The 24,017-nt window shown below is 38.7% G+C and carries 30 protein-coding genes and 1 pseudogene; 26 read left to right on the forward strand and 5 right to left on the reverse strand.

Features of this window, described 5'->3' with window-relative positions; genetic code table 11:
* The coding region (locus tag DWW96_RS00005) for an ATP-binding cassette domain-containing protein (protein WP_117908200.1) at positions 1-358 on the forward strand (358 nt) is incomplete at its 5' end.
* Positions 359-389: 31 nt separating this feature from the next.
* On the forward strand, positions 390-689 hold the full coding sequence (locus DWW96_RS00010) for a hypothetical protein (protein WP_243001748.1): 300 nt from the start codon (positions 390-392) through the stop codon (positions 687-689).
* Between the two features lie 57 nt (positions 690-746).
* Here the strand turns inward: DWW96_RS00010 and DWW96_RS00015 are convergent, their stop codons facing one another.
* Together DWW96_RS00015 and DWW96_RS00020 are read right to left on the reverse strand one after the other, a co-directional pair.
* Complete coding sequence (locus DWW96_RS00015) at positions 747-947, reverse strand: helix-turn-helix transcriptional regulator (protein ID WP_005344265.1); 201 nt, start codon at positions 945-947, stop codon at positions 747-749.
* Positions 948-1,003: 56 nt separating this feature from the next.
* A complete protein-coding gene (locus DWW96_RS00020; RefSeq protein WP_024720754.1) occupies positions 1,004-1,735 on the reverse strand; it encodes an XRE family transcriptional regulator in 732 nt (243 codons plus the stop codon).
* A gap of 194 nt (positions 1,736-1,929) precedes the next feature.
* Between DWW96_RS00020 and dinB the strand changes: the two genes are divergently transcribed.
* From dinB to DWW96_RS00045, 5 genes are all read left to right on the forward strand, one after another.
* Complete coding sequence (dinB, locus tag DWW96_RS00025; protein ID WP_117908202.1) at positions 1,930-3,177, forward strand: DNA polymerase IV; 1,248 nt, start codon at positions 1,930-1,932, stop codon at positions 3,175-3,177.
* A gap of 14 nt (positions 3,178-3,191) precedes the next feature.
* Positions 3,192-3,404 carry a DNA-binding protein gene (locus tag DWW96_RS00030; protein ID WP_055156894.1) on the forward strand — a complete coding sequence of 71 codons (213 nt, stop codon included), beginning with the start codon at positions 3,192-3,194 and terminating at the stop codon, positions 3,402-3,404.
* 12 nt (positions 3,405-3,416) lie between these two features.
* The gene (locus DWW96_RS00035; RefSeq protein WP_117908204.1) at positions 3,417-3,656 is read left to right on the forward strand and encodes a hypothetical protein; all 240 of its coding nucleotides are present in this window, start codon (positions 3,417-3,419) and stop codon (positions 3,654-3,656) included.
* A 250-nt stretch (positions 3,657-3,906) separates the two neighbouring features.
* Positions 3,907-4,479: a hypothetical protein gene (locus DWW96_RS00040; protein ID WP_008688147.1), complete on the forward strand. Its 573-nt coding sequence runs from the start codon at positions 3,907-3,909 to the stop codon at positions 4,477-4,479.
* Positions 4,480-4,488: 9 nt separating this feature from the next.
* A complete protein-coding gene (locus tag DWW96_RS00045) occupies positions 4,489-4,860 on the forward strand; it encodes a hypothetical protein (RefSeq protein ID WP_117908990.1) in 372 nt (123 codons plus the stop codon).
* Between the two features lie 76 nt (positions 4,861-4,936).
* Here the strand turns inward: DWW96_RS00045 and DWW96_RS00050 are convergent, their stop codons facing one another.
* Entirely contained in the window at positions 4,937-5,143 is a 207-nt protein-coding gene (locus DWW96_RS00050; protein ID WP_008688150.1) for a DUF6219 family protein, read from the reverse strand.
* Between the two features lie 179 nt (positions 5,144-5,322).
* Between DWW96_RS00050 and DWW96_RS00055 the strand changes: the two genes are divergently transcribed.
* The 14 genes and pseudogenes from DWW96_RS00055 to DWW96_RS00125 all read left to right on the forward strand — a co-directional run bounded on the left by DWW96_RS00055 (position 5,323) and on the right by DWW96_RS00125 (position 18,016).
* Complete coding sequence (locus DWW96_RS00055) at positions 5,323-5,640, forward strand: helix-turn-helix transcriptional regulator (protein WP_117908206.1); 318 nt, start codon at positions 5,323-5,325, stop codon at positions 5,638-5,640.
* Between the two features lie 150 nt (positions 5,641-5,790).
* A complete protein-coding gene (locus DWW96_RS00060; protein ID WP_055182410.1) occupies positions 5,791-6,003 on the forward strand; it encodes a sporulation initiation factor Spo0A C-terminal domain-containing protein in 213 nt (70 codons plus the stop codon).
* Between the two features lie 7 nt (positions 6,004-6,010).
* A complete protein-coding gene (locus tag DWW96_RS00065) occupies positions 6,011-6,442 on the forward strand; it encodes a hypothetical protein (protein WP_117908208.1) in 432 nt (143 codons plus the stop codon).
* 326 nt (positions 6,443-6,768) lie between these two features.
* The gene (locus DWW96_RS00070; protein ID WP_118670375.1) at positions 6,769-7,242 is read left to right on the forward strand and encodes a sigma factor-like helix-turn-helix DNA-binding protein; all 474 of its coding nucleotides are present in this window, start codon (positions 6,769-6,771) and stop codon (positions 7,240-7,242) included.
* 572 nt (positions 7,243-7,814) lie between these two features.
* Entirely contained in the window at positions 7,815-8,195 is a 381-nt protein-coding gene (locus DWW96_RS00080) for a type II toxin-antitoxin system PemK/MazF family toxin (protein ID WP_027089935.1), read from the forward strand.
* Positions 8,176-8,424 carry a DUF6870 family protein gene (locus tag DWW96_RS00085; RefSeq protein WP_005344286.1) on the forward strand — a complete coding sequence of 83 codons (249 nt, stop codon included), beginning with the start codon at positions 8,176-8,178 and terminating at the stop codon, positions 8,422-8,424. The genes DWW96_RS00080 and DWW96_RS00085 overlap by 20 nt, the downstream gene beginning before the upstream one ends.
* A gap of 139 nt (positions 8,425-8,563) precedes the next feature.
* Positions 8,564-10,261, forward strand: a complete 1,698-nt coding sequence (locus tag DWW96_RS00090; protein WP_117908213.1) for a recombinase family protein — start codon at positions 8,564-8,566, stop codon at positions 10,259-10,261.
* A complete protein-coding gene (locus DWW96_RS00095) occupies positions 10,262-11,962 on the forward strand; it encodes a recombinase family protein (RefSeq protein ID WP_005344296.1) in 1,701 nt (566 codons plus the stop codon).
* Complete coding sequence (locus tag DWW96_RS00100) at positions 11,953-13,527, forward strand: recombinase family protein (RefSeq protein ID WP_117908215.1); 1,575 nt, start codon at positions 11,953-11,955, stop codon at positions 13,525-13,527. Before DWW96_RS00095 ends, DWW96_RS00100 begins: the two co-directional genes overlap by 10 nt.
* 100 nt (positions 13,528-13,627) lie before the next feature.
* Positions 13,628-14,110: pseudogene (locus DWW96_RS00105) on the forward strand (site-specific integrase); the annotation flags it as partial.
* Positions 14,094-14,426: a hypothetical protein gene (locus DWW96_RS00110; RefSeq protein WP_117908219.1), complete on the forward strand. Its 333-nt coding sequence runs from the start codon at positions 14,094-14,096 to the stop codon at positions 14,424-14,426. The pseudogene DWW96_RS00105 and the gene DWW96_RS00110, both read left to right, overlap by 17 nt.
* A gap of 119 nt (positions 14,427-14,545) precedes the next feature.
* Positions 14,546-15,841, forward strand: coding sequence for a virulence-associated E family protein (locus DWW96_RS00115; RefSeq protein WP_117908221.1), 1,296 nt, complete (start codon positions 14,546-14,548; stop codon positions 15,839-15,841).
* A 223-nt stretch (positions 15,842-16,064) separates the two neighbouring features.
* The gene (locus DWW96_RS00120) at positions 16,065-16,310 is read left to right on the forward strand and encodes a complexin-2 (protein WP_117908223.1); all 246 of its coding nucleotides are present in this window, start codon (positions 16,065-16,067) and stop codon (positions 16,308-16,310) included.
* Positions 16,311-16,567: 257 nt separating this feature from the next.
* Entirely contained in the window at positions 16,568-18,016 is a 1,449-nt protein-coding gene (locus DWW96_RS00125; protein WP_117908225.1) for a MobA/MobL family protein, read from the forward strand.
* 175 nt (positions 18,017-18,191) lie between these two features.
* Here DWW96_RS00125 and DWW96_RS00130 read toward each other — a convergent pair whose 3' ends face one another.
* Both DWW96_RS00130 and DWW96_RS00135 read right to left on the reverse strand, forming a co-directional pair.
* Entirely contained in the window at positions 18,192-19,487 is a 1,296-nt protein-coding gene (locus tag DWW96_RS00130) for a tyrosine-type recombinase/integrase (protein WP_009321335.1), read from the reverse strand.
* Positions 19,488-19,647: 160 nt separating this feature from the next.
* Positions 19,648-20,277, reverse strand: coding sequence for a helix-turn-helix transcriptional regulator (locus tag DWW96_RS00135; RefSeq protein ID WP_009243739.1), 630 nt, complete (start codon positions 20,275-20,277; stop codon positions 19,648-19,650).
* Positions 20,278-20,452: 175 nt separating this feature from the next.
* Between DWW96_RS00135 and DWW96_RS00140 the strand changes: the two genes are divergently transcribed.
* From DWW96_RS00140 to DWW96_RS00160, 5 genes are all read left to right on the forward strand, one after another.
* Positions 20,453-20,683 carry a helix-turn-helix domain-containing protein gene (locus DWW96_RS00140; protein ID WP_002578307.1) on the forward strand — a complete coding sequence of 77 codons (231 nt, stop codon included), beginning with the start codon at positions 20,453-20,455 and terminating at the stop codon, positions 20,681-20,683.
* Between the two features lie 144 nt (positions 20,684-20,827).
* Positions 20,828-21,142 carry a DUF3847 domain-containing protein gene (locus DWW96_RS00145; protein WP_002578306.1) on the forward strand — a complete coding sequence of 105 codons (315 nt, stop codon included), beginning with the start codon at positions 20,828-20,830 and terminating at the stop codon, positions 21,140-21,142.
* Positions 21,142-21,495: a hypothetical protein gene (locus DWW96_RS14585; protein ID WP_058692446.1), complete on the forward strand. Its 354-nt coding sequence runs from the start codon at positions 21,142-21,144 to the stop codon at positions 21,493-21,495. Before DWW96_RS00145 ends, DWW96_RS14585 begins: the two co-directional genes overlap by 1 nt.
* Positions 21,471-23,192: a MobA/MobL family protein gene (locus DWW96_RS00155; RefSeq protein ID WP_107029151.1), complete on the forward strand. Its 1,722-nt coding sequence runs from the start codon at positions 21,471-21,473 to the stop codon at positions 23,190-23,192. The genes DWW96_RS14585 and DWW96_RS00155 overlap by 25 nt, the downstream gene beginning before the upstream one ends.
* Positions 23,176-23,880 carry a DUF6040 family protein gene (locus tag DWW96_RS00160; protein WP_021369328.1) on the forward strand — a complete coding sequence of 235 codons (705 nt, stop codon included), beginning with the start codon at positions 23,176-23,178 and terminating at the stop codon, positions 23,878-23,880. Before DWW96_RS00155 ends, DWW96_RS00160 begins: the two co-directional genes overlap by 17 nt.
* Positions 23,881-24,017 lie beyond the last annotated feature (137 nt).

Raw genomic sequence — 24,017 nt, forward strand, 5'->3', positions numbered from 1 at the left:
TTTTATTATGAAATCCTTGAGAATAAGCTGTCAACTTTTTTTATACCACACCACTATGTCCCTTTCGGGCGGGCAAAAGCAAAGGGTTTCTGTTGCATGTGCTCTTGCTTCAGATAAAAAAATATTAGTATATGACGAACCAACTAGCGGTTTAGATTATACAAGAATGTTAGATGTTGCAGAAGCAATTAAAAGTATGCAGAAAAGGGGAAGAACTCAGTTTGTTATTACCCATGATCCAGAATTGATTGAGAAATGTTGTGATTATGTAATGTTTATGGACAAGGGGGGAGTTATTGATGTGGGAACTATAGAAGAGGAAAGACTGCATAGAATAAAAAAATTCTTTAGGGTATGAGATTTAGGACTAATCTTTTTGTAGTTATGATATGATTGGGTTTGCATCAGGAATCTATTTTTCAAAATTTCATCAGTCGATATTGGGATTTGCAGAGAAGAATCTACCGGACGACAAAAAGATATTTCTGATCTGTACTTATGGCGGGAGTGCGAATTATAAAACCATAGAGCAGATTTTGGATAAAAGACATGCCAGTGTGGTTGGAAAATTTGGCTGTAAAGGGTATGACACATTCGGACCATTTAAACTGGTTGGAGGTATTGCTAAAGACCATCCGAATGAAGAAGATATGAAAAACGCAGCGGACTTCGTAAAAGGATTACACTGATTTTTGAGCAAAAGGAAAACCGGGGATTTTACTCCTCGGTTTTCTGGCAGTTGTGTTTCAGTCTTCAACCTGAAAAATATCTTCTACAGGCACTTTCAGGTAATGTGCCAGCCGGATTGCAATCTCAAGAGAGGGATTACGTTCTCCACGTTCGATGCGGCCTATAGTCTGGCTGCAGGAACCTATGGCTTCAGCCAAATCTGCTTGAATGAGATTCCGTTCTTCACGAATATCTTTTAGTGTATTATTGATTGCCATTCAATCACTTCCTTTGCTTATTGTTATCAGCAGGATCATGAACCTGCTGTTGAAATCTAATGAAATCCCGGAATTTCTGCACCTTTGCATTTCCCGATTACTTTTCCAAAAATCTTAAAAGAGTCAGATTCCAAAACCTGGATAGGACGATATTTTTGATTTAAAGAAATCAGATAAACACCATCTGGCTCATCGTGTAATTCCTTGATGTAAGTATTGCCGTTGAGATAGAAGATTCCAATTTCACCATTAGCAAGAGAATCTTTTTTCTGAATCCATGCAACATCGTCTGTATGATAAAGTGGCTCCATACTGTCACCGGAAATCCGTACACCAAAGTCAGTCTGCTCAGGAGCAAGGTGTCCTACATCATAGGTTTCTTTTACAGAATCCTCCAGGTAATTTCCAGTACCAGCAGAAACTGGTTCCCAGGTAATTTCTACAGGATGATGGAATGGGATAATTTTTGCAGACAGTGGAGAAAACTTTTTAGAAGCTTTCAAAATATCAGCAAATTCAATCAATTTATTTCTGCCTTCTTCATTCAATCCACTCATAATGTTATATGGGTTTTCTCCAAAGAAGGATTCATATATATCTTCGATATCAAGTAACTGGCAAAGTGTCAGGAAAACATGTAAAGCTGGTTCTCGTGCATTGGTCTCCCATTTGGAGATTGCTTTTGTAGTGACCTGAATACCTTCCTGAGAAAGCAGGTCTACCAGATCTGATTGAGAGTATCCTTTCTTTTTTCTATTTTCTGCTAATATTTCCCCGAAATCACGCATTTGTTCGCCTCATTTCTATTTGAATTTTCTATATGCATTATACCGTATGTTAGAAATAAAATCAACAATAATCTCCAAAATGGAGAAAATACAACCAAGATGTTGCTTGACTATCTCCGGAATGTCGATGTATACTAAACATACAAAAATTGATAAGACATCATGTTGAAGAAAACAGCTGGGAGGTGAAAAGTTTGAGTGAGCGTGTGATCCTGCATAGTGATATGAACTGTTTTTATGCCAGTGTGGAAATGCTGCATCATCCGGAATTTACCGGAATGCCGCTGGCAGTCGGTGGCGATCCGGAAGCCAGACATGGGATTGTGCTGACAGCAAATTATATTGCAAAGCAAAAAGGTGTAAAGACCGGAATGGCATTATGGCAGGCAAAACAGATTTGTCCGGAAATCATATTTGTACCACCACGGATGGATTTGTATTTGAGATTTTCACAGATGGCAAGAGAAATCTATTCGGAGTATACGGACAAGATCGAGCCATATGGAATTGATGAAGCCTGGCTGGATGTATCGGACAGCAGAAATCTGAAAGGAAGCGGAATGACGATTGCAAGAGAAATCAGTCATCGGATTAAATACGAACTGGGTGTAACGGTAAGTATTGGAATTTCCTGGAATAAGATTTATGCGAAACTAGGTTCAGATTATAAAAAGCCGGATGCAATCACAGAGTTTAATCGAGAAAATTATAAAGACAGGATATGGCAGCTTCCAGCGACAGATTTGCTTTATGTCGGAAGACAGACAAATAAGAAATTGCAAAAACTTGGAATCCGGACAATCGGGCAACTTGCGGAATCAGACGAAAAGTTGTTAGAGAGCCATTTGGGAAAAATAGGAAATGTATTATGGGCTTTCGCAAATGGCTGGGATGAAGATCCGGTTTGCAAGGAAGGATATGAAGCACCAGTAAAGTCGATAGGTAATAGCACTACAACACCGAGAGATCTGGAAAATGATCTGGATGTCTGGATCATTCAAATAGCATTGGCAGAAAGTGTAGCTGCACGATTGCGGAAACATGGATTTAAATGCAAAACAGTAGAAATTACAGTTCGAGATAATGGATTGTATAGTTTTTCCAGACAGATACATTTACGACAGCCAACGAATATTACAAACGAGATTGTAACTGCAGCATTTCAGCTATTTAAAGATAATTATAAATGGGAACATCCCATTAGAAGCTTGGGAATCCGAGCTGCGGATCTTGTGTTAGATGATATTCCCGTGCAGTTGGATTTATTTGGAAATCAGGAGAAAAAGGAAAAGTTAGAGAAGCTGGATCGTACTGTAGATGAGATCAGACGACGGTTTGGTTATTTCAGTATACAGCGAGCGGCAATGTATCAGGATAAAGTCTTATCCCACTTAGACGCTGGTACGCACACGATCCATCCACACAGTTATTTTCATAGGTAATTGGAGGGATAGATTTGAAAAAAGCATTAACCAGAAAACAGAAAGAAAGTTATCAATGTATTTTGAATTATATGAAGGAGCATGGATACCCGCCGACAGTCCGGGAATTTGGAGAGTTGATCGGGGTGAAATCAACATCATCTGCTTTTTCCAGAATCAAGCAGTTGGAGCAAAATGGATATATCCGCAGAATCCCGGCATCGCCAAGAGCAATCGAGATTTTATAGTGAGGTGTCGGCATGAACAAAGTATATATAGATGTAGTAGCAGAGTTTCGGAAAGACGGACAGCTGGTTCCTATATTTTTTACATGGGAGGATGGAAGAAAGTATAGCATTGACAGAATTTTGAAAATCGAGCGATGCGCCAGCAGAAAGGCAGGCGGTGTAGGAATGATGTACACCTGTATGATACAAGGGCAGGAAAGCCACTTGTTTTACGAAGTGGATAAATGGTTTATGGAGAGAAAAACAGCATAAGGAGAGATTGGTATAGACGATATTATTTGGATTATTAACCGGCAGGGATAGTCACTTTCCCTTTATATTCCTGCAGGTTTTACATAAGAAGAGGGATTCCGGTCAGCAAAGGCAGCTCCCACAATGCCTTTTGGATATCCGCTTCTGCAAATTGTAGTAAGTAATTGCTTCCCATCAAAATCATGGGGAAAGCGAACTGGTCTGAAAGACCGCCAGTTAGTGTGATGATGATAAGGAGATTTTGAAACTGATGACAGACAGAGATTATGCAATTAAATCAATGAAAGAGATTACCTTCCAGATGGCAAGCCATGCGCAGGATTATCTGGAAGTTACAATCGAAAGACATTATACTGATATTAAAGAACTGATGACAAGCTATCAGAAATTGATTTTGGAAAATCAGATTGTGTTAGAAGAACTGGATATGGAATGCCAGGAGAAAATCAATGAAGATATGGCATATGCATTGAGTTATCTGAGCATTTATAACAACCAGCTGAATGTGCCAAAGATGCACCGGGAGATGAATAATCTGATGATTATTTATGGATTGTCGGACATGATCTATCGGGGAATGACTTTGGTGAAGTTCTATGCACCGAATGGTGTGATGCTCAGTGAAATCCTTCATTCCTGTTTTTGCAGTCATTATAATAAGACAGATGTGGAAGTACAACAGGAGTTAGGAATAGGCAGGACTTCTTTTTATAAAATGAAGAAGCAGGCACTTGGGTATTTAGGATTTTATTTTTATGAGATCGTGGTACCGCAGGCAAAGGATAAAAGATTTAAACCGTCACTGGGCGTTGAGGAAGAGTAGGTGAATAATATGAGATACGAAGATTCGATGAAAGGTGTAGCTGCTCAGATAATCAAAGAACAGCTGAGAGCCAGTAAAATTAAAAACAATCCAGAAGAGTTCCATTGGCATGATGAATATGTAACGTTGAATTTCTTTTGGTTTATCTGCAAAAATATCGGTAACTTGGGAAATGGAGAAATTGAAAAAATGGTCACACGCTTGAAAAGCATAGATCAGAAAGCAGTGGAAAACCATGTGAATGGTGCTGTTTGGGCATTTGATTATGATAAGATGTTCTGTGTATTGATGGAAAATGAAATTTGCCGAAAGGTGTGTGAAAAGAATAAATATAATAGTTGGATGAAGCTGATTGGACAGTATTGTATCTCAATGGCTTAAAGATAAAGAAAGTTGCTGGAGAGAAAAAATATTCTCCAGCAACTTTGTCTTTGATGAATAAAGGTCAATTTTTTATTTAACTATTCTCACTATTATTTGATTCAGTGATTTTTTTCTTCTTTGGAGAAACCAGTTTGTGACCGGAATAAATGGACATGCCCATACAAAGCAATGAAGAATAGGCAAAGTATTTATGTGCAGTCATAGATTTTTTGATTCCAGAATAAATGCATCCCAACATACAGAAAAGTGCGCCTAAGGACCAGTATTTATGTGATTTCATAATTTGATACCTCCTTTGATTTAACTGAATCAATCATAACGCTTTTTTACGAAAATGCAAAGAAAAACTTTGAATATAGTTCTGTAGAATTAGAACTTGGCTTTGCGATTCTGTATATTTAAGATATCCACAAGTATACTAAATTCAGAACGATTATTCGTTCTGGAGGAGGTGTTACGATGGATTTGAAAGCAGTAGGACAGCGAATCAAATCAGCACGAGAAGCAAAAAATCTCACGCAAGAGGAACTGGCTGCATTAGTAAATTTAAGTCCAACGCATGTGAGTGTAATAGAGAGAGGCTTGAAAGTTACAAAATTGGATACCTTTGTTGCAATTGCAAATGTATTAGATGTTTCAGCAGATACTCTTTTGATTGATGTTGTGGCACATTCAGTTACAGGTGTTACCAATGAGCTGACAGAAAAAATTGAAAAACTTCCGATCAAAGAGCAGAAAAAAATCATCAAAGTAATTCACACATTATTGGAAGAGTGATATGACAAACTGGGAAGAGCGAGTAGCTCTTCTTTTTTTGACCTTTTATTCAGCTTTAAGTTGTAAAGTGTCTTTTCATGATAATAGAAATATGCTAAATTAGTTCTATAGAACAAGGTGTAATTCTACTTATATATTGGAGGAAAATGAATGAGAGAGAAAACTATTTATGAGAAGATTGCAGAAAAGTACAACACAACACCAGAAGAGGTACGCAGAGAAATGCAGATAGCCATAGATGCAGGATTTGATAATCCCGATCCGGCTGTGCAGGAAGAATGGAAGAAAATGACACTTAAAGGAGACAGACCTACACCGGAAGAAGTAGTCAATTACGCAGTAAAACAATTTAAAGGAAATTAATGAAAATATGAAGAAAAAGATAATTGCAGTGATAACAGGAGCAGTGATCTTGATAATTGCTGCGGGAAGTATTTATGGTAAAACTGAATCCGGTCATAAGAGAGGTGAACCGGATGTGGTAGGAACATTTTCCGTAAATCGAGATGAAAATATTACAGTGGTTGCTAACCGGGGACATATCGGGGATAAAGAAGCTTTTGCAAGAGAACTTTTGCAGATGTACAAGGATGATTCATTTTATTCGACAAAATTCTCCACAGACAGGGGATATGCGACGAGCCTTGATATGAACATCTATTTATGGAAAGAGGATATTGAAGATGGGGAATCGGTAATGACAGCCGAATATAGACCTGTAGAATACGGAAAGGACTATGATGTAGTCAATAATCCTGATAAATTTCAACTATATATAGATGGAAAAGAAGTAGAAGAATAACACGGTGAACTTTTTATACTGAAATATGTACGATTCCAATAATGATATGAACTTATGGGAATATATTGCGGATACTTTGTGAACTTTATCCTGATACAATGATTATGCTGATGAAAGAAGGCATAGATAACTGAATACAAGAAAGAGACGAAAGCCTCAGTAGTTAAGAAAAAACTACTGGGGCTTTTTTTCGTGCCTAAATTTCTCAGCCAATAACTGCGGGCGTATCCCGGCAGGATAAAGGCGGAGCAGGCATGATCCTAAACAGAGGTCCGCCTTCTGGATTTGAAACGAGCAACAAGATTTCAAATTCAGGAGGAACGGATATGTATATTGAACACCCATATTTTTACGAAGGAAAGTATTACGCAAATATTGATGGAGAAATGATCGAGATTACAAAAGAAGTTGCGTATGCGATGAATAATTTTTACAGAAGCAGCAAGGCAAAAAAAGTTGAGATTAAGAATGAACTGGGTGAGGTTGTGGATAAGATGCTGAGAGAAGTACCTTACAGCGGTCAGTCCATTGATGGAGAAGGCTTCATGATTGAGGATTTTCCAGATCTGAACTGTGATGTGGAGCACTGTGTACTGACAAAAATGGAACAGCAGGATATTCACACAGTGATCAATCAACTGAACTCAGAGGAACGCATGATTATTTACGGCATTTTCTTTGAAAACAAGACACAGACACAGATGGCAGAGATTATGGGGATTTCCAGACAGGTATTAGCTTACAAGCTGAAAACGATCCTTAATAAAATGCGTGAAATGTATATGAAAAAATTTTTTTAAAAAATTCGGAAATTTTTTTGCATCTGTCGAAGTCATTTGACTTTAGTAATTAGAGGAGCTTTAAGGACTCCCTAAAATGCACCATGAAAACTGAATATCCAATAATAACTGACGTGACATTTCATACAGTGAGCACGAGGAAGATGCCGCTATAGGATTATAAGACGTAAAAAACTTTTTTGAGCTAATAATACTGCGAAAAAGCACTGACCAAAGCCAGTCGGCAGACTGGTGATGCGATGACATGTGTGAGATGCGATACACTTGCAGCCCCTGAGAAGTCTGTAACTGGTAAACCTATGAACTGCCAGAGCCTGGAAACGAGAGTTTTTGGGTTGTGGTCCGGAGTATAGCATCCGGGCAGGTTATTATTCCCTCCCTGCAGATGCAGGAGTAACGATTCGGGGTATCGAGGATAAATAGAATCGAGCGAGCACTGTTTAATAATCAAATTGGCTATAGAGGTTATGCGGCAGAGCTTTCCGTCTTGGAAAGGAACTCTGCCGTATCCCTGTGGAGCCAATATAGCGCTATGAATGCTTTACAAATTAAAAAGATTGGAGAGATGACAAGTGACGATTCGAAGAGGAGATATCTTATGGGCGGATCTCGGTATGTTCCCGACAACTTCGGTTCAGGGAGGAGTAAGACCGGTGATCGTAGTAAGTAACAACAAAGCTAATACATATAGTTCAGTCATTACAGTAGTTCCGCTGACGTCAAGAATATATAAGAAGCGGTATTTACCAACGCATGTATTTATCAGTAAATACGACATGACAGGGATCCGAAAAGGAAGCCTGGCATTGGCTGAACAGGTTATGAGCATTTCTACAAAATGCATTATTGAGAAATGCGGAAGAGTAAATAAGTGGAGCCTGGATCGGGTACTGAAAGCAGTACGGATTCAGATGGGAATGGAAGGAGAAGGTCATGACTGCGGAAGAATATAGAAACTATCTGGAAACGGATTTTGATGATGTAGATCTGAAGGAATTGAAGGACATCCGAAAAATAAGGATTGACCGGAATCAGACGAAAGAAAAAAGAATAGCTCAATATCTCAGACAGGTGGGAAATCCCTATCTTGTCTGTATAGGAAATGTAAAAGTGAAAATACGGTTTGCAAACAATGGAGTATCTTTTGAAGATGCATTTGAGGAACTTTTGCTTTCTGTATAAAAAGTGATGGTAAAATCTGAAGAGTTATGTTAATATGGAGGCGAGGAATTCAGGACTCCTCATTCCAATCAGGACAAAATCGACTCACCCTCTGGGTTTTACCAATGTTGATGGAAAGGTAAAACTAAGGAGGATGAAGATGAATCATATTAACAATTCAAAGAAAATCTATCATGCAGCCATTTATGTTCGTTTATCGAAAGAAGATGGCGATGTTGCTACTGTTGGAAAGCGTGAAAGCAACAGTATCTCAAATCAGAAAGATCTGATAAAAAATTTCCTAAAAGATAAAAAGGATATAGTTGTTGTATCAGAACGGGTGGATGACGGTTACAGTGGTTCTAATTTTGAACGTCCTGCATTTCAGATGATGCTGGAAGATATCAAAAAAGGAATTGTGGATTGTGTTGTCGTAAAAGACCTTTCCCGTTTTGGACGTGAGTATATTGATGCCGGAAAATATATCGAAAGATTATTTCCGGCACTTGGCGTGCGGTTTATTGCGGTCAATGATCATTATGATAGCCTGGAAGGAAAAAGTCAGGCAGACGAAATCGTGATTCCCTTCAAGAATCTTATTAACGATGCATATTGCCGTGACATTTCTATCAAAATAAGAAGCCACCTGGAAGTAAAGAGAAAAAATGGGGAATATATTGGAGCGTTTACACCGTATGGCTACCAGAAAGATTCAGATAATAAAAACAAACTGGTGATAGATGCATATGCGGCAGGTATCGTCAAAGAAATTTACCGCATGAAATTATCAGGTATGAGCCAGACAGCAATTGCCAATGCATTGAACAAACAGGGTGTTCTTTCGCCAATGGAATATAAGCACAGTCTTGGAATAAGGATTCAGGATAATTTTAAAACACACGAACAGGCAGAATGGAGCGCCATGTCGGTAAAAAGAATCCTTGAAAATGAAGTATACACTGGAACTCTGGTGCAGGGAAAAAGAACAACACCAAACCATAAAGTAAAAAAATTGATGAAAAAGCCGGAGACAGATTGGGTTAGAATTGAAAAAAATCATGAGGCTATCGTATCAGAACGAGAATTTGCACTGGTGCAGAGATTATTAGGGATAGATACAAGGACTTCTCCGAACGAGGAAAAGGTATATCCATTATCTGGACTTGTGGTTTGTGGAGACTGTGGGGCAATGATGATCAAACGGGATGTTCCGGCAGGAGGAAAGGTATACGCTTACTATATCTGTTCCAGACATGCGGCTACGAAAGCGTGTGCAGCACACAGAATACCAATGGGTAAACTAGAAGAAACAGTATTGGAACTGGTAAAAATCCATATTGAAAATATCCTTGATATGAAAAAAATCATGGATTTTATCCATGAAGTACCATTTCAAGAATTGGATATAAAAGAACTGGAAATTAGAAAAGAAGTAAAAGAAAAAGAAGCCGTGCGATGCCGGGAGTTAAGAGATTATCTATATGAGGATTTCCGTGAAGGAATCATTTCAAAAGAAGATTATAAAGAGCTTCATGACGGGTACACAGAAAAACGGAAAAAAGCCGAGGAAGCAGTCCGAAGCATTGATCAACAGATCAGTGAAGTCCTGGAATCAAAAAGTGATAAATATCATTGGCTGGATTATTTTGCCGAGCATCAGAATATACAGGAACTTACAAGAACGGTTGCTGTTGAACTGATTGACCAGATATTAGTATATGACAAAAAACATATTGAAGTCAGATTTAATTTTGATGATTGTTATCAATCTCTGTTACGGCAGATACAGTCGGTGGGATGCGATGTCAGCACAGGTATGGACGGAAGAATAGAAATTCAAAAGAGGGAGGTCGTATAAATGGCTCGAAAATCAAGAAAAGTAGATTATGTGAATGTTGGAAATAAAGAAAATTTGGTTACAGAAGCTGAAAACCAGTGTGAAAAAGTTTCACATGCAGCCCTTTATGCAAGGCTTTCCTATGAGAGTGAAAAGAACAGAGAAAGAAATACGATAGAAACGCAGATGGTTCTGCTTCATAATTTCGTAAAAGAACAGAAAGATATCGTGGTTGCAAAGGAATATTATGATATATCTAAAACCGGAACTAATTTTGAGAGAGATGGTTTTAATGAGATGATGCAGGACATCAAAGAGGGAAATATTGACTGTGTTATTGTTAAAGATCTTTCTAGACTTGGAAGAAATTATGTAGAGGCAGGAAGCTATATTGAAAGAGTGTTCCCATTCTTTAATGTGCGTTTTATTTCGGTGAATGATCATTATGATTCGTTCAGAGATGACATAAGCCTGCTGATCAGCATGTCAAACGTGTATAATGAGTTTTATTCCAGAGATTTGGCAAAGAAAATAAGAAGTTCATACCGGACGAGCTGGGCAAATGGCGAATTTCCTTCCGGTCAGATGGCTTATGGTTATGAAAAAGACAAGGATAATCCTCATCAGCTGATTCCAGATCCGGTAGCAGCACCAGTGGTGAAAAAGATATTTCAGTATTTTATTGATGGAATGACTTATGCAGAGATTGCCCGGAAATTAAATGCGGATGGGTATCTCTGCCCGAAAGCCTACAAGCTGGATAAAGCAGGAAAAGCAAACGAAAAGTCAGCGACATGGACATGGAGTGGAGGAACAGTCCACAAAATCCTTGAGAATCAATATTATGCCGGTGATAGTGTGCATAATCAGTTTACCAATGATTCCTGGGCAGCACAGAGACAGAAAATGAATCAGAAAGAAGAATGGATCATTATCAAAAATACCCATGAGGCACTTGTGAGCAGAAAGGATTTTGATGAGGTACAGGAAAAGATTGGTCATATCGTAAAGCGGGTTAATGAAGCTCGTAAATCAAATGGCAATAATGTAAGAGACTTCAACTTTTTCAAGCAGAAAATTGTATGTGCAGACTGTGGAAAAACCATGTATTTATATGGGAAAACAAAAGGCAATCATCGTAGGTTTTACTGTGGAAATAATAAGCTCCACGGGAAGTGTACGCCACATTCTATCACTGATTTGGAAGTGAATGATTATGTACTGCGTGTGATACGTGCACATATCAATGTATATGTTGAAAATGTAGATTTGATTCGGCGGTTGAATCAAAGACAGGAAAGCATTAAAAAATATGATGTGTTTAACAGGGAAATCAAGAAATGCCGGAAAGAACTGGAAAAAGTGGCAGTACACCGGGAAAGATTGTTTGAGGATTATGTGTGCCGTATTATTGATGCAGAGCAGTATGAAACATTTTCAAAGCAGGATGCGGAAACAGAAAAAGAGATCCAGAATAACATGGAAATTTTATTAAAGCATCAGGTTGGATATGAAAAAAATTTTCACACAGAGGAAGAATGGGAAACATTGATCAATAAATACCGCAATACGAGAACGCTGACAAAGGAAATGGTCAATGCTTTTGTAGAAAAAATCGAAATACATGAAAGCGGTTCTATTACGGTACGTTTGGTGTATGATGATATGTTGGAAGAATTAAGAAAATATGCAAAAGAACGGGAGGCTGAGTTATGCCAGTAACAGAATGTATCGCTGTTTATATCAGACTTTCGTCGGAGGATAATGATGTAGATGGCAGTATAAAAGCCGAAAGTAACAGTGTCAGTGCACAGAGAATGCTGATAAACGAATTTATCAAAAAACAGGACGAATTTACTAACTGTCCAGTAGTTGAATATGTAGACGATGGGTACAGTGGTACAAACTTTAACCGTCCTGGCTTTCAGAGGATGATGGAAGATGCAAAAGCAGGACGTATAAAAAGTATTGTTATAAAGGACTTTTCAAGATTTGGAAGAGATTATCTGGATGTGGGGAATTATCTGGAAAAAATCCTGCCAGTCCTTGGTATTCGAATTATCTCAATTAACGATGGCTTTGACAGTATCAATTCCTCTGGTTTTACTGGAGGAATGAGTGTAGCGTTAAAAAATATGCTGAATGCAATGTACAGCAGAGATTTGTCCAGAAAAGTTCGTTCTGCTATGAAAACACATGCTAAAAACGGTGAATATATGCCGGCTTTTCCCAAATATGGATATATTAAAGATCCAGAAGATAAGCATCATCTGGTTATAGACCCAGAAGCGGCTGAAATAGTGAAACTGATATTCACAATGGCGGCAGATGGAAAAACAAAAGGACAGATAGCAAAATATCTGAACGAAACCCATGTGCTTACATGCCGGGAGTATATGTGCAGAAAAGGTATAAAAATGCACAGAGAAAACGAAAAAGAAAAGAAACTCTGGTCAGTCACAACCATTTCAGATATGCTCAAAAATGAAGTGTATCTTGGAAAAATTATTTGGAATAAAAAGAGAGTGGCAAGAACAGGAAGCAATAAATTGGTTTCCAATGATAAAGAGGAGTGGATTGTTGTAGAAAATGCACATGAACCAATTATATCCGATGAATTATTCCGGAAAGCAAATGAGAAAGCGTTTACTAACCAGAAAAAAGTTCTTGCAAAAAGAGGAGTAGCCTGCCCTATTTTCTTTTGCCCGACCTGTGGAAGAAGACTTGGTTTTACCAGCAGAGAGACTGGGTATCGCTGTATGCAGGCACATATCAGCGGTCTTAGTGGGTGTGCGGAAAGTAAAATGGACAGGAAAGAAGCAGAAGAAACAGTACTGGATGCAGCCAAAAATATGGCACAATTTATTTCGGAAAATCTTGAGAAAAAGAAAAGTGAATGGCATAAAACAATTTTGAAAGAAGAAAATATCGCAACACTGGAAAGTGAAAAAAAGCGACTCTCGTCAAGAAAGATGAAACTGTATTCTGATTATCGTTCAGAAGTGTTGGACAAGGAAGGGTATATGGAAGAACTGGAAAAAACGACTTCTCGTATTTCAGAAATCACTTTGCAGATAATAGAATTGGAGAATGAGATTGCCACAGCGAAGAAAAAATGTGATGAAGCAACAGAAAAAGAAATGGAAGTAAATGAGATTGCAGCATTGCAGGATTTTGACAAAATACAGCTGTCGAAGATTATTGAGAAAGTCTTTATTTATGGACCAGGACGTATGGAGATAAACTGGAAGATGGATGACATTTTCTACAAAGAAGAAAAAGCATAAACTGAATAAGATTGTTCGCAGGGAGCATCACTGGATGAAAACAGTGGTGCTTTTTGCGAATTAAAAGCAAATTTTTTTTAGACTTATATTGACAAAAGCAGAACTTCTTGCCTTAACACCGAAAGATTTTGATTTTGAAAATAATGTTTTGAAAATAACAAAGTCATATAAAAAGGTTAAAGGTAAAGACATTGTGACGGACCCAAAGACACCTAAAAGCATAAGGGATATAGTAATTCCTGAATTTTTGGCAGAAGAAATTAAGGAATATTTGGCAAGTATATATGGCATCAAAGAAAATGACAGAATATTTCAAAATTCAAAAAGCTATTTTCGCCATGAAATGATAAGAGGTTCAAAAGCTGCAGGAGTTAAAAGAATAAGAATACATGATTTAAGACATTCACATGTATCATATTTGATTAATAAAGGCTATACAGCACTTGCCATAGCCGACAGACTAGGCCACGAGGCTGTAGACATCACTTATAAATATGCACATCTATTTCCAACTGTACAAACAGATATGGCAAAAACTATGGATGCAGAAAGAGAGGCTTTATTAGATGAGTGCGAAGAATAATGATGCAAAAGGCAGATGGAGAAATGTAACAGTTGCCTTTAGGGTGTCACAAGAAGAAAACGAAGAAATAAATATGAGGGCAAAACTAAGTGGATTTCAGACAAAGCAGGAATTTATTGTTCAATCATTACTTTATACAAAAATAAGAGCTGTGGGGAATCCGCTAATGATGCTTAGTTTCAGAAAATATCTCCAAGAAATAATAGCACAGTTAAAGAGGATTGAGGCTGGTGGAGAAATTGATGAAGAGGTATTTGTCCCAATTAGAACAATGTTGGATATATTAGATGGATTTGAAGAAAGAAAAAAGCCCTAAGCAATAAGCTTAAGACTTACAAGGTAACAAGGAGGTTGTCCCCGCTACTTTTATTACCAATTAAATTATAGCAGGGGTTACCTCCAATAACAACAAAATTTTTAAATTACGGAGGAAAAATGAATAACACAGTAATAAATAAATCCTCCAATGCGGAGGACACAGATAATAAAGAAATAGAGGCTATAAGAGATAGCCTAAAAAAACGTCCTGATGGAAGTCCGAGACAAACCATTGAAAATGTCATTGAGGTTTTAAATAAGGACCCAATGTTAAAGGATGCAATAAGGCGTAATGAACTTTCCTGTAAGACAGACATTGTTAAGAAGATGGATTGGAGAAGACGTTCAAAGACATTTACCGATACGGATTTTAACAACATAATGCTTAGAATGGAGAAATTCTATGGCATTACAAGAGATAAAAACATAAAACGTGCAATTGACATTGTAGGCAACAACAACCATTATCATCCCATTATAGACAAATTGGAAAGTCTGGAGTGGGACGGAAAATCAAGGCTTAGATATCTGTTACCAAGATACCTTGGAACAGATGAAAGTGATTACATATTTGAAGCAACAAGAATAATGATGATGGGTGCAGTACACAGAGTTTACAATCCCGGGTGCAAGTTTGAATACATGGTTTGTCTGGTAGGCGGGCAGGGTGCAGGAAAGTCAAGTTTTTTAAGACTTCTTGCAATGGAAAATGAGTGGTTTTCGGATGACTTAAGAAAACTTGATGATGACAACGTGTTCCGTAAGATTCAGGGACATTGGATTATTGAAATGGCGGAAATGCTTGCAACCTGTAACGCAAGAAGCGTTGAGGACATTAAGTCATTTCTAAGCCGTCAGAGTGAAACTTACAAGGTTCCTTATGAAACCCATCCTGAGGACAGACCAAGACAGTGCATATTTGTGGGTTCTTCCAATAATGCTGATTTTCTGCCATTTGACCGTACAGGTAACAGAAGATTTGTACCGGTAATGGTAAATAAGGAAAAGGCGTTGCATCATCCGCTGAAGAATGAGGAAGAAACAAGGGCATACATAGAACAGTGCTGGGCTGAAATAATGAATATGTATAAAAAGGGCATAAACACTAAACTTGTATTTAATAAGGATTTGGAAAAGGAACTTATTGAATTTCAGAAGGAATGCATGCCTCAGGATACTCTTGTGGGCATCATTGAGATGTTTCTTGAAATGACGGATGAGGAGTTTGTATGTGTTCAGATGATTTACGAGAGAGCGTTGCACCACGAAAACTGCAAGCCGAAACAGTACGAATCCAGAGAGATAACAAGTATCATGAGACTTAAATTCGCAGAGCAGTGGGAAGAGGTTAAAAGTCACAGATTCATTAAGGAAGGATACGGAACCCAGCTTGCGTGGAAGAGAAAAATGTAAATTTGTTATGTAAATTGGGTGGTTTGTAAATCAGAAAGATGGATTTGTAAATTGGAAATGACGTAAAAAGAAGAGCCAATTTACATGTGGATGGCTTCAATCCCTTTATTTATGGGATGTTTTGAAATTTGTAAATCGTAAATTGTAAATTGGCTAAATAAAACTAAAAAAATAAAGTTTTTTAAAGCCGATTTACATTTTCAATTTACGGAAGGAGATTTGTATGGTTGAAAAGGTTAAACAGATAAAAATAGATGAGGACTTATTTAGGATGATTTATCAGTATTTTATATATGGTCGTGAGGACGAAACGGAACTGATTAAGGCAGGTCTTAAAGATAAGATGGATAAGATGATTTTGAGAAACATTTATACAGAAAGCAAGACTGCCGAATCGGTAGAGGAAAGAGAAAATGCAAGAAAAGATTATCTTGACAGAAAGAAAATCCCGGAGGATTTCCGTTGGTAAATTTCTGCTTAATGTTAATGACCTGCAAGTGGCACTTGCAGGTGGTAGAGCAGACAAGTCGGAAATAATATATGCGGTAGCAACGGAAAAACTAAAGGAAAAAGAAAAGAGGATTAGCCCTCGGCGATTGAGAGCGAAATACACCCATCGCACAAAATCTTACGATTTTATGCTCTTAAGGGTTTGCATTTCGCCCTTGCAGGGGGCTTTTTATTTTACTTAAACATAAAGATTTAAAGAACAGGAGGAACAAACATATGGCAAGAAATTCATTTATTCAGATAAGCAAGTTAGGCAATTTAAAGGGGCGCATAGATTACATTACAAATCCCAAAAGGCAGGAAAATCTGTACGCAGTTTACAATACAACAGACGATACATTTTGGCATGAACTTGCAAGGTGTAACAGATTGGAATTTAAGAAAAGCGGAAGTGCCGGAAAGTGTATCGAATCAAGAGAACTGATTATTGCATTGCCTGAACCATTCTGTAACATGGACAAACAAAAGGTATTGAAAGATTTTACCGAGCTGTTTAGAAGAACTTACGGAGTAAACTGCATTGCAGCAATGCATCACAACAAGACAAAAACAAACTTACACATTCATTTGATATTTTCGGAAAGAGAGGAATTAAAAAACGACATAAAGAAAATTGCCACAAGAAACATGTTTTATGACGAAACAGGAAAGCATGTAAGGACCAAAAAGGAGATACTGGATGATAGTGGGAATGTGAGAAAAGGCTGTAACATCATAAGAAAAGGTCAGGTTTATGAGTACAACAGATTTTCAAAAAAGAAAGCGGAGTTTAAGGCAAGGTCATTTCTAAAGGGTGTGAAAACACTGTACACTGAGCACATCAATTCATTCTTAAATGATAAGGACAAACTGCAGGTGTTTAACAATAAAGATATTTATCTGCCAACAAAAAAGATTGGAAAGAATAATCCAAAAGCAGAGCAGATAAGAAGAAACAATCAGGTGAGAATGAGGTGGAACAGTACAGTTGATGAAGCACTGTTTTATCAGGTTCCAAGAAAACACATCAGAACCATTAAAGAGGAAAAGATACTTAAGAATGTAAATAAATTTGGAAAGACGGAAACAAAGACAGTTGGTGGATTAAGGAAAAACAAGTCATCAAGGGAAAGTGCAGGTGTAGGAATATTTGCCGGAGTTTTTGAAAAGGCTGTTGGAATGGCGTGTGATTGTTTAAAGGGACTGATTAAGATATTTAGAGGAGCAATTGCACCAAAGCCACCACAACCGGTTAAGGAGTACAAGCAATATGCAAAAAAGGTAGATGAATTATTGGAAAATCATAGAGTATTAAACAGAGTGCATATGGCAATAAGAGAGGCAAAAGACCAAATGGACCGAAAAGAACACAGGATATTTGGAGGAAAGAAAAAGTTAAAGGATGAAATTGTACAGTTGGAAAAGCAGGAGAAAACAGCCAAGAACTTAGAAAAAAGGTTGTTGAAAAAATTAAATGGTACAAATGTTGAAGAAGTTATAAGAAAATTTAATCGAAAGAGAATGGAAATGGATGCGTATAAAGATTCCGTTGACAGGGCGGAGGATGCTAAAGAAATGTTGGATGAGAACGTTAGGGAGTATATGGGAAATGTACAAGAAAAGGTATCAGCGAGAGAAAAAAGTAGAGATGTACGAGGTGAGAAAAAAATGGAATTTAGAAGATGAAGATGATATAATGTGTAGAAATAGATTTGATATACAAATCGGAATTTGTGGAGAGATTTCCTGAACTTTCCTTATTTTACAGGCTTTTCAGCCCATTAAATAGTGAAATGATATGTATTTTCCCTTATTTTTGCCCTTATGCGGAATCCGCAAGGGAAATAAGGGAAATTTTTAGTTAAGCATTGCTCGCTACTTTATCAAGAAGTCTTGCGGAATCCCGTTTTGCTTTTCTTGTTGAGTGAGCGTAAATATTCATTGTGGTACTGACATCAGAGTGTCCTAACAGTTCCTGTACATCTTTCGGTGCAGCTCCATTGGAAAGCAGATTGCTGGTATAAGTGTGACGCAACTGGTGAAAATGGAAATCTTCAAATCCTTCCAGCTTCTTTGCCACTGATCTGCATACAATGCTGAGTGTACTCGGCAGTTCCAAAGAGCCATCTGGTCGCAGGCAGACAAAGGAGATTTCTTTGTAATCTGTCGGGACTTCCTGTGTTCCGTCAAGATGATAGTATTCATAATATACCCTGTTTTTCACATGCACTTCTTTGTAGTAATTGCGGTGATATAATTCGCCATACTGCATCCGGTTTTTGAGCTGTTCTTTTCTGGCAGCTTTCAGTATTTCAGTCAGCGTATCTCCAAAATCAACAATCCTTACTTTTTTCCGTTTCGTTGGTCCGATAATATTTTTGTGTTTCATGCCGTCGTAGCGGATACTGCGTTTTATGGTCAGGCATTGTTCCTCAAGGTTAATGTCCTGCCATGTAAGACCACAGGTTTCCCCGATACGGAGCCCGGCATAATACGCAATTTGAATCGGAAGAATAGCAGGTGGATTTTTCTTTTCCAGATATTGGATAAGCCGTTCATAATCCTCATGTGAAATCGGCTGTGTACCTTCTTCCACTTCATCATCGGAAAAGAGGTCAACTTCCTCTGCCTGCTTTTTCAGCTTAATATACTGCATCGGATTGAAACTGATTAACTGTTTTGGAAATACTGCAAAACGGAATGACTGCTGTAACACTGCGGAAAAAGAATGGATATAATCTTTGCTGTATCCCTTTTTTACTTTCCCGTCTGGAAACTCACCACCGAATGTAAGCAGATCAAGAAATGCCTGTAAATGTTCGGCAGTAACTGTTTTCAGTTTGCGGTCTGCAATCGGGTGTTTTTTGATACATCGGATTGCACCAAGATAATTTTCCACTGTACCGTTGCTGAGTGTCCCAGTTTTCAGTTCTTCTTCTGCCCACATATCCAGAAGTTCCCCTACGGTAAGATTATCTGCCTTTGCAACAAACTTCTTATCTTCGTAGTCTTCCAGTGCCTTGCGGAGAAGCTTTTCCGTCTCACTTTTACTTTCGGTTCCGGCGTATTCTTTCTGAACCATTTTACCGCTTGCATCTTCTACATAGAAACGATAGTACCATTTTTTTCCTTTTTTTCTAACAGATCCTTTTGCCATAATCGTATGTCTCCTTTCGATATCAGACAATCGGAACTGCTGAAATGCTTCTTGCGTGTAGGCATCTTATGGACAAGTCCATAAGCCAATTCGCCGCTCGTCAAATCTGTAAACAGCTTGACTCGCTTGCGCTCATTGTATCATAACTCCGATTATCTTACTATACCGATTCAGAATCGTCATACATAACTTCGGATAAAAGATTTGCAAGCCTTTGTTCTGCCGCTTCCGGTTTCTTTGAATAGAGCCTTACAACATCTGCCATATCATTAAATGCGTTGACAGTATGTGTGATCTCCCTGAGAAACATAATCTCATTATATTCATCTTTCGATTCAAATCCCATTACTTTGGCAATGTCCGCATCTTTGGTACTGCCTTTGTAATTTTTACAGGCGAACTGAAACGAATCCAGAAACAGTTCATATTGCTTTAACATTAACAGCAGTAAGTCTTTAGAAAAAGCGTCTTCTGTTTTATTGAGGTCAAGAGGAAACTGTTTGAGAATGTCGCCCATCGCATCACGAATCTGCAATTCTTTCTTATCCGTAATATCAGTTTCATATTCATCGGTTTCCCCTTTGAGCCATTCAATCGATACATGAAGTGCTTCCGAAAGACCTTCCAGTACCATCTTTTTGGTATTGTCAATCGAACCATTCTCATAACGCAGGATTGTGGAAGCGGTAACTCCCATCTTCTCTGCGACATAAGGCTGTGTCAGATTTAATTCCAGACGGCGCTGTTTTGCCCTGCTGCCGATCAGCTTGCGTAGTTCTTTATCTTTCATGCTGATGTGCCTCCTTTTTCGGTATGTCATTACTATACCACGCAACAAAATATATTGCAATATGCAATTTTAAGAAAAGCAGCAAAATTTCATAATGCTTGACAAAGCAATATAAACACGCTATACTGACAGCACAAATGAAATTGCATAATGCAATTCGAAAGGAGGTGGTCATATGACGCAAAGAAAGATTGCCTTATCTATTGAGGAAGCTGCTGATTATACGGGAATTGGCAGGAACACCCTGCGAAAGTTGGTAGAGTGGAAGAAACTTCCGGTATTGAAGGTTGGGAGAAAAGTCCTGATCAAAACGGATATGCTGGAACTTTTTATGGAAGCCAACGAGGGCAGGGACTTGAGGGATAAGGGAAATGTGAAAGCAGTCACAAGAAACGGTTCAACTTAAAAAAGCGGTTCCCGAAGAAACCGCCAAAGGTTCTATCAGACCGGAGTCATGATATACCTACACGCAAGCAGATTATACCATGTACTTCGTCTGACAGACAACAGGAAACTTATGTTTGGAAAAAAAGAAAGGACGATGATATTTATGGCAAGATCAACAAAGAGTTATGAGGAGCGTATGCTCCAGTTGGAAAAGAAAGAACAGGAAAGCCTTGAGAAAGCAAAACAGTATGCAGCACAGAAACGGGAACTGAAGAAACGTCAGAAAGATGTGGAAACCAAAAAACGGACACACAGGCTCTGCCAGATTGGCGGTGCAGTGGAATCGGTACTGGGTTCTGCGATTGAGGAAGATGATATCCCAAAGCTGATCGGCTTCTTAAAAAGGCAGGAAGCAAATGGGAAATTCTTCTCAAAGGCAATGCAGAAAGAGCCAGTTGCAAATACGGAGGAAGTGTAATGCCGGAGGGAGTGGAGTTTCCATTCCCTTCATTGCTTTTTTATGAAGGGCGCACTTATGGACAACCAGAGGTCGTCCGTATAAGTTTGCCACAGGTGGCAACCGGTCTGCGCTTACGCTTGCCGGGCTCGTTCCGTCGGCGGGGCTTTCAGCCAGACCTGCTCATGCCGCAGGAGGCACTCTTCGCCAGAGGGGCACATTCCATGCAGGCTGTTATGCACAGGGCACTCTTACGCAGAGGGTGCTCCGGCAGATACCATTTTCTTTTAGGAAAAACGTTACCTGCCGGAAATCAAAGCCGGATACGGCAGAATGGGGGAAACGGAGCATGGCGATTTTTCATTATACAGTAAAGATTGTTGGACGCAGCAAAGGAAAATCCATCATATCGGCGTCTGCTTATCTCAATGGCGATGTGATGAAAAATGAAGAAACAGGCAGGATCAGCTACTATACTTCAAAAAAAGAAGTCGTTTATACCAGCCTGCTGATGTGTGAAAATGCACCACAGGAATGGCAGAATGTACCTGCTGAAAATATCAGACGGTTCCAGAAATCTGTCCGATATAAAAGGGCAGATAACCAAAATGCTGCACTGGAAAAATTCAAACTTACTTTTCAGAAGCAGCGTTTATGGAATGAAGTCTTGAGGATAGAAAAAAGTTCAGATGCACAACTCGGCAGGTCATTTGAGTTCTCACTTCCGAAAGAATGGAGCCGACAGGAACAGATTGATTATACAACTGAATATATTCAAAAGACCTTTGTAGATAAGGGAATGTGTGCGGATTGGAGTATCCACGATAAAGGAGATGGTAATCCCCATGTGCATTTACTGGTGACGATGCGACCATTCAATTCAGACCACTCATGGGGTAACAAAGAAATCAAGGATTGGGAGTTTGTCAGAGATGAAAATGGAAATATTGTGGTGGATGAATCCCATCCGGACTGGTGGCAGGATAAAAAGAACCCTGACCGTCATGGAATCCGAATCCCCGTACTTGATGAAAATGGAGTCCAGAAAGTCGGGACAAGGAACCGCAAACAGTGGAAACGTGTATTAACCGATGCTACCGGGTGGAACAATCCGAAAAATTGTGAGCTATGGCGGAGCGAATGGGCAAACGTCTGTAATGCACATTTGAAAACGGAAAATCACATTGACCATCGTTCTTATGCAAGGCAGGGAAAATTAGAGATACCGACGATCCATGAGGGCGCAGATGCCAGAAAAATTGACGAGAAATTTCAAAACGGACAGACATCCTCTACTTCATGGAAAGTAGAGGAAAACCAGATCATAAAAAGACAAAATGCACTGCTGGATAAAATACAGATTTCTTTTGGAAAAGTATCCAGTGCATTAACACAATGGAAGGAGCGATTGCGTGACATTAGAAGAAAGCCGGGAAGTCATTTCCATGATGGAGACAATGATAAACCAGATCGAGGAACAGCAGAATCTTATGGCAGAGATGGTACAGGAATTGCAGGAACGGGACAGGCAGCTCCTGTCTTTTCAGGAGCAGAACCAGAGTTTAAAAAGCTTAAACAGCGAATTATCCAGGCTGCTAAATCTTTTGCCAGATACAGAAGAACTGCTCTCACAGATCGAGCAACAGAAAACCAGAATCGAACAGTTGGAAAACGAGAATCAGCAATGGCAGGAATTAACGCAGAAGCTGAACAACGAGAACAGCTTATTGCAGAAACAGAACAGCGAATTGCTGACCTTAAACAGCAGATAGAGAAAGCGAGGGAGATCGATGAGCGAATGCAGAAACTTAGAGAACGTCGGGCAGGTGGAAGAACTTCTGCTGATGACCGAACAGATGCAGGACGAACTGGATCAGAAAGACCAGACAATCCAGGAACTAAACAGGCAGCTAAGCGAATCGCTGACCTTGAACGAGAAATTGAACAGCGAAAACAGAGCCGAGAATATCGAAGCATTGCGGACAAGATTAAGGCAAACAGAGGAACGATTGACCAGCGAGACAGACAGCAGGAAAAGAGCCGACGCAGAAGCCGTGGCATGGAAATTTAAGTATGAAAAAGCAGAGCAGGAAAAACTTTATGCACAGACACACCAAAAGACGGTAGAGGTAGCTGTTGAGAAAAAAGTGCCTTATGAGAAATGTGAAAAATGTGACCGTACTGCTTACCGGAAAGCAAAAGAAAAATGCGATAGCCGTAAAAGCCAGTTAGAAAAGAAATATAAAAATATGACGATTGGTTATGAAAGTATCTTGTTTCTACTGGCATGGTACAGCATAACAACAACACTGTTTACTGCGATTCTTTCGCCGGTTTTCCTTAACGACTGTATCGTCTTTTTCGGTGCGTTAGGAAAAGGAATGGGAAGTTTATTTCGGGAGTTTGTGACAGGTGCAGACTCTTTCGGACAGTTAAGCAGTGGAATACCTAACAGTATTCTTTCCGGGATTGTGTACTGGCTGATTGCCGGTACTGTCATGGCAATTTTATTCGTAATAACCGGGTGGCTGATAATCGGGATTGGTTATCAGGTAGGAAAAATCTACCGGAAATATTGTTGGGATATCATCAGTATCGTGGTAGCGATAACGAGTACAGCTGTTGTAATTTACTTTGGAGAATGGATTAAAAACGCTAATCCGATAAATCTTATTGTATTGCTATTACTGTCGCATATTATTTATATTGGAATCAGATGTTATGTGAAAGACTGGATGGAAGAACGAGGATATTATTAAAAGAGGACAGGGAAATTTCATAATCTTCCTGTCCTTAGTAAGGGACTATTGATTGTTTATATAAAGAAAAAGTATATAAATAAATCTTGACAATTAGTACGAACTCGGACTATAATACAAAAGTCCGGATTCGTACT

The sequence above is a fragment of the Eubacterium sp. AF17-7 genome (assembly GCF_003461285.1).
Lineage (GTDB): Bacteria > Bacillota > Clostridia > Lachnospirales > Lachnospiraceae > Eubacterium_U > Eubacterium_U album.

What these genes read in the sequence shown, in the direction of transcription:
- DWW96_RS00010 (WP_243001748.1), top strand. Translation starts at nt 390, where the DNA reads ATGATTGGGTTTGCATCAGGAATCTATTTTTCAAAATTTCATCAGTCG.
- DWW96_RS00015 (WP_005344265.1), bottom strand. Translation starts at nt 947, where the DNA reads ATGGCAATCAATAATACACTAAAAGATATTCGTGAAGAACGGAATCTC.
- DWW96_RS00020 (WP_024720754.1), bottom strand. Translation starts at nt 1,735, where the DNA reads ATGCGTGATTTCGGGGAAATATTAGCAGAAAATAGAAAAAAGAAAGGA.
- DWW96_RS00035 (WP_117908204.1), top strand. Translation starts at nt 3,417, where the DNA reads ATGAACAAAGTATATATAGATGTAGTAGCAGAGTTTCGGAAAGACGGA.
- DWW96_RS00040 (WP_008688147.1), top strand. Translation starts at nt 3,907, where the DNA reads ATGACAGACAGAGATTATGCAATTAAATCAATGAAAGAGATTACCTTC.
- DWW96_RS00045 (WP_117908990.1), top strand. Translation starts at nt 4,489, where the DNA reads ATGAGATACGAAGATTCGATGAAAGGTGTAGCTGCTCAGATAATCAAA.
- DWW96_RS00050 (WP_008688150.1), bottom strand. Translation starts at nt 5,143, where the DNA reads ATGAAATCACATAAATACTGGTCCTTAGGCGCACTTTTCTGTATGTTG.
- DWW96_RS00055 (WP_117908206.1), top strand. Translation starts at nt 5,323, where the DNA reads ATGGATTTGAAAGCAGTAGGACAGCGAATCAAATCAGCACGAGAAGCA.
- DWW96_RS00060 (WP_055182410.1), top strand. Translation starts at nt 5,791, where the DNA reads ATGAGAGAGAAAACTATTTATGAGAAGATTGCAGAAAAGTACAACACA.
- DWW96_RS00065 (WP_117908208.1), top strand. Translation starts at nt 6,011, where the DNA reads ATGAAGAAAAAGATAATTGCAGTGATAACAGGAGCAGTGATCTTGATA.
- DWW96_RS00070 (WP_118670375.1), top strand. Translation starts at nt 6,769, where the DNA reads ATGTATATTGAACACCCATATTTTTACGAAGGAAAGTATTACGCAAAT.
- DWW96_RS00085 (WP_005344286.1), top strand. Translation starts at nt 8,176, where the DNA reads ATGACTGCGGAAGAATATAGAAACTATCTGGAAACGGATTTTGATGAT.
- DWW96_RS00090 (WP_117908213.1), top strand. Translation starts at nt 8,564, where the DNA reads ATGAATCATATTAACAATTCAAAGAAAATCTATCATGCAGCCATTTAT.
- DWW96_RS00095 (WP_005344296.1), top strand. Translation starts at nt 10,262, where the DNA reads ATGGCTCGAAAATCAAGAAAAGTAGATTATGTGAATGTTGGAAATAAA.
- DWW96_RS00100 (WP_117908215.1), top strand. Translation starts at nt 11,953, where the DNA reads ATGCCAGTAACAGAATGTATCGCTGTTTATATCAGACTTTCGTCGGAG.
- DWW96_RS00110 (WP_117908219.1), top strand. Translation starts at nt 14,094, where the DNA reads ATGAGTGCGAAGAATAATGATGCAAAAGGCAGATGGAGAAATGTAACA.
- DWW96_RS00115 (WP_117908221.1), top strand. Translation starts at nt 14,546, where the DNA reads ATGAATAACACAGTAATAAATAAATCCTCCAATGCGGAGGACACAGAT.
- DWW96_RS00120 (WP_117908223.1), top strand. Translation starts at nt 16,065, where the DNA reads ATGGTTGAAAAGGTTAAACAGATAAAAATAGATGAGGACTTATTTAGG.
- DWW96_RS00125 (WP_117908225.1), top strand. Translation starts at nt 16,568, where the DNA reads ATGGCAAGAAATTCATTTATTCAGATAAGCAAGTTAGGCAATTTAAAG.
- DWW96_RS00130 (WP_009321335.1), bottom strand. Translation starts at nt 19,487, where the DNA reads ATGGCAAAAGGATCTGTTAGAAAAAAAGGAAAAAAATGGTACTATCGT.
- DWW96_RS00135 (WP_009243739.1), bottom strand. Translation starts at nt 20,277, where the DNA reads ATGAAAGATAAAGAACTACGCAAGCTGATCGGCAGCAGGGCAAAACAG.
- DWW96_RS00140 (WP_002578307.1), top strand. Translation starts at nt 20,453, where the DNA reads ATGACGCAAAGAAAGATTGCCTTATCTATTGAGGAAGCTGCTGATTAT.
- DWW96_RS00145 (WP_002578306.1), top strand. Translation starts at nt 20,828, where the DNA reads ATGGCAAGATCAACAAAGAGTTATGAGGAGCGTATGCTCCAGTTGGAA.
- DWW96_RS14585 (WP_058692446.1), top strand. Translation starts at nt 21,142, where the DNA reads ATGCCGGAGGGAGTGGAGTTTCCATTCCCTTCATTGCTTTTTTATGAA.
- DWW96_RS00155 (WP_107029151.1), top strand. Translation starts at nt 21,471, where the DNA reads ATGGCGATTTTTCATTATACAGTAAAGATTGTTGGACGCAGCAAAGGA.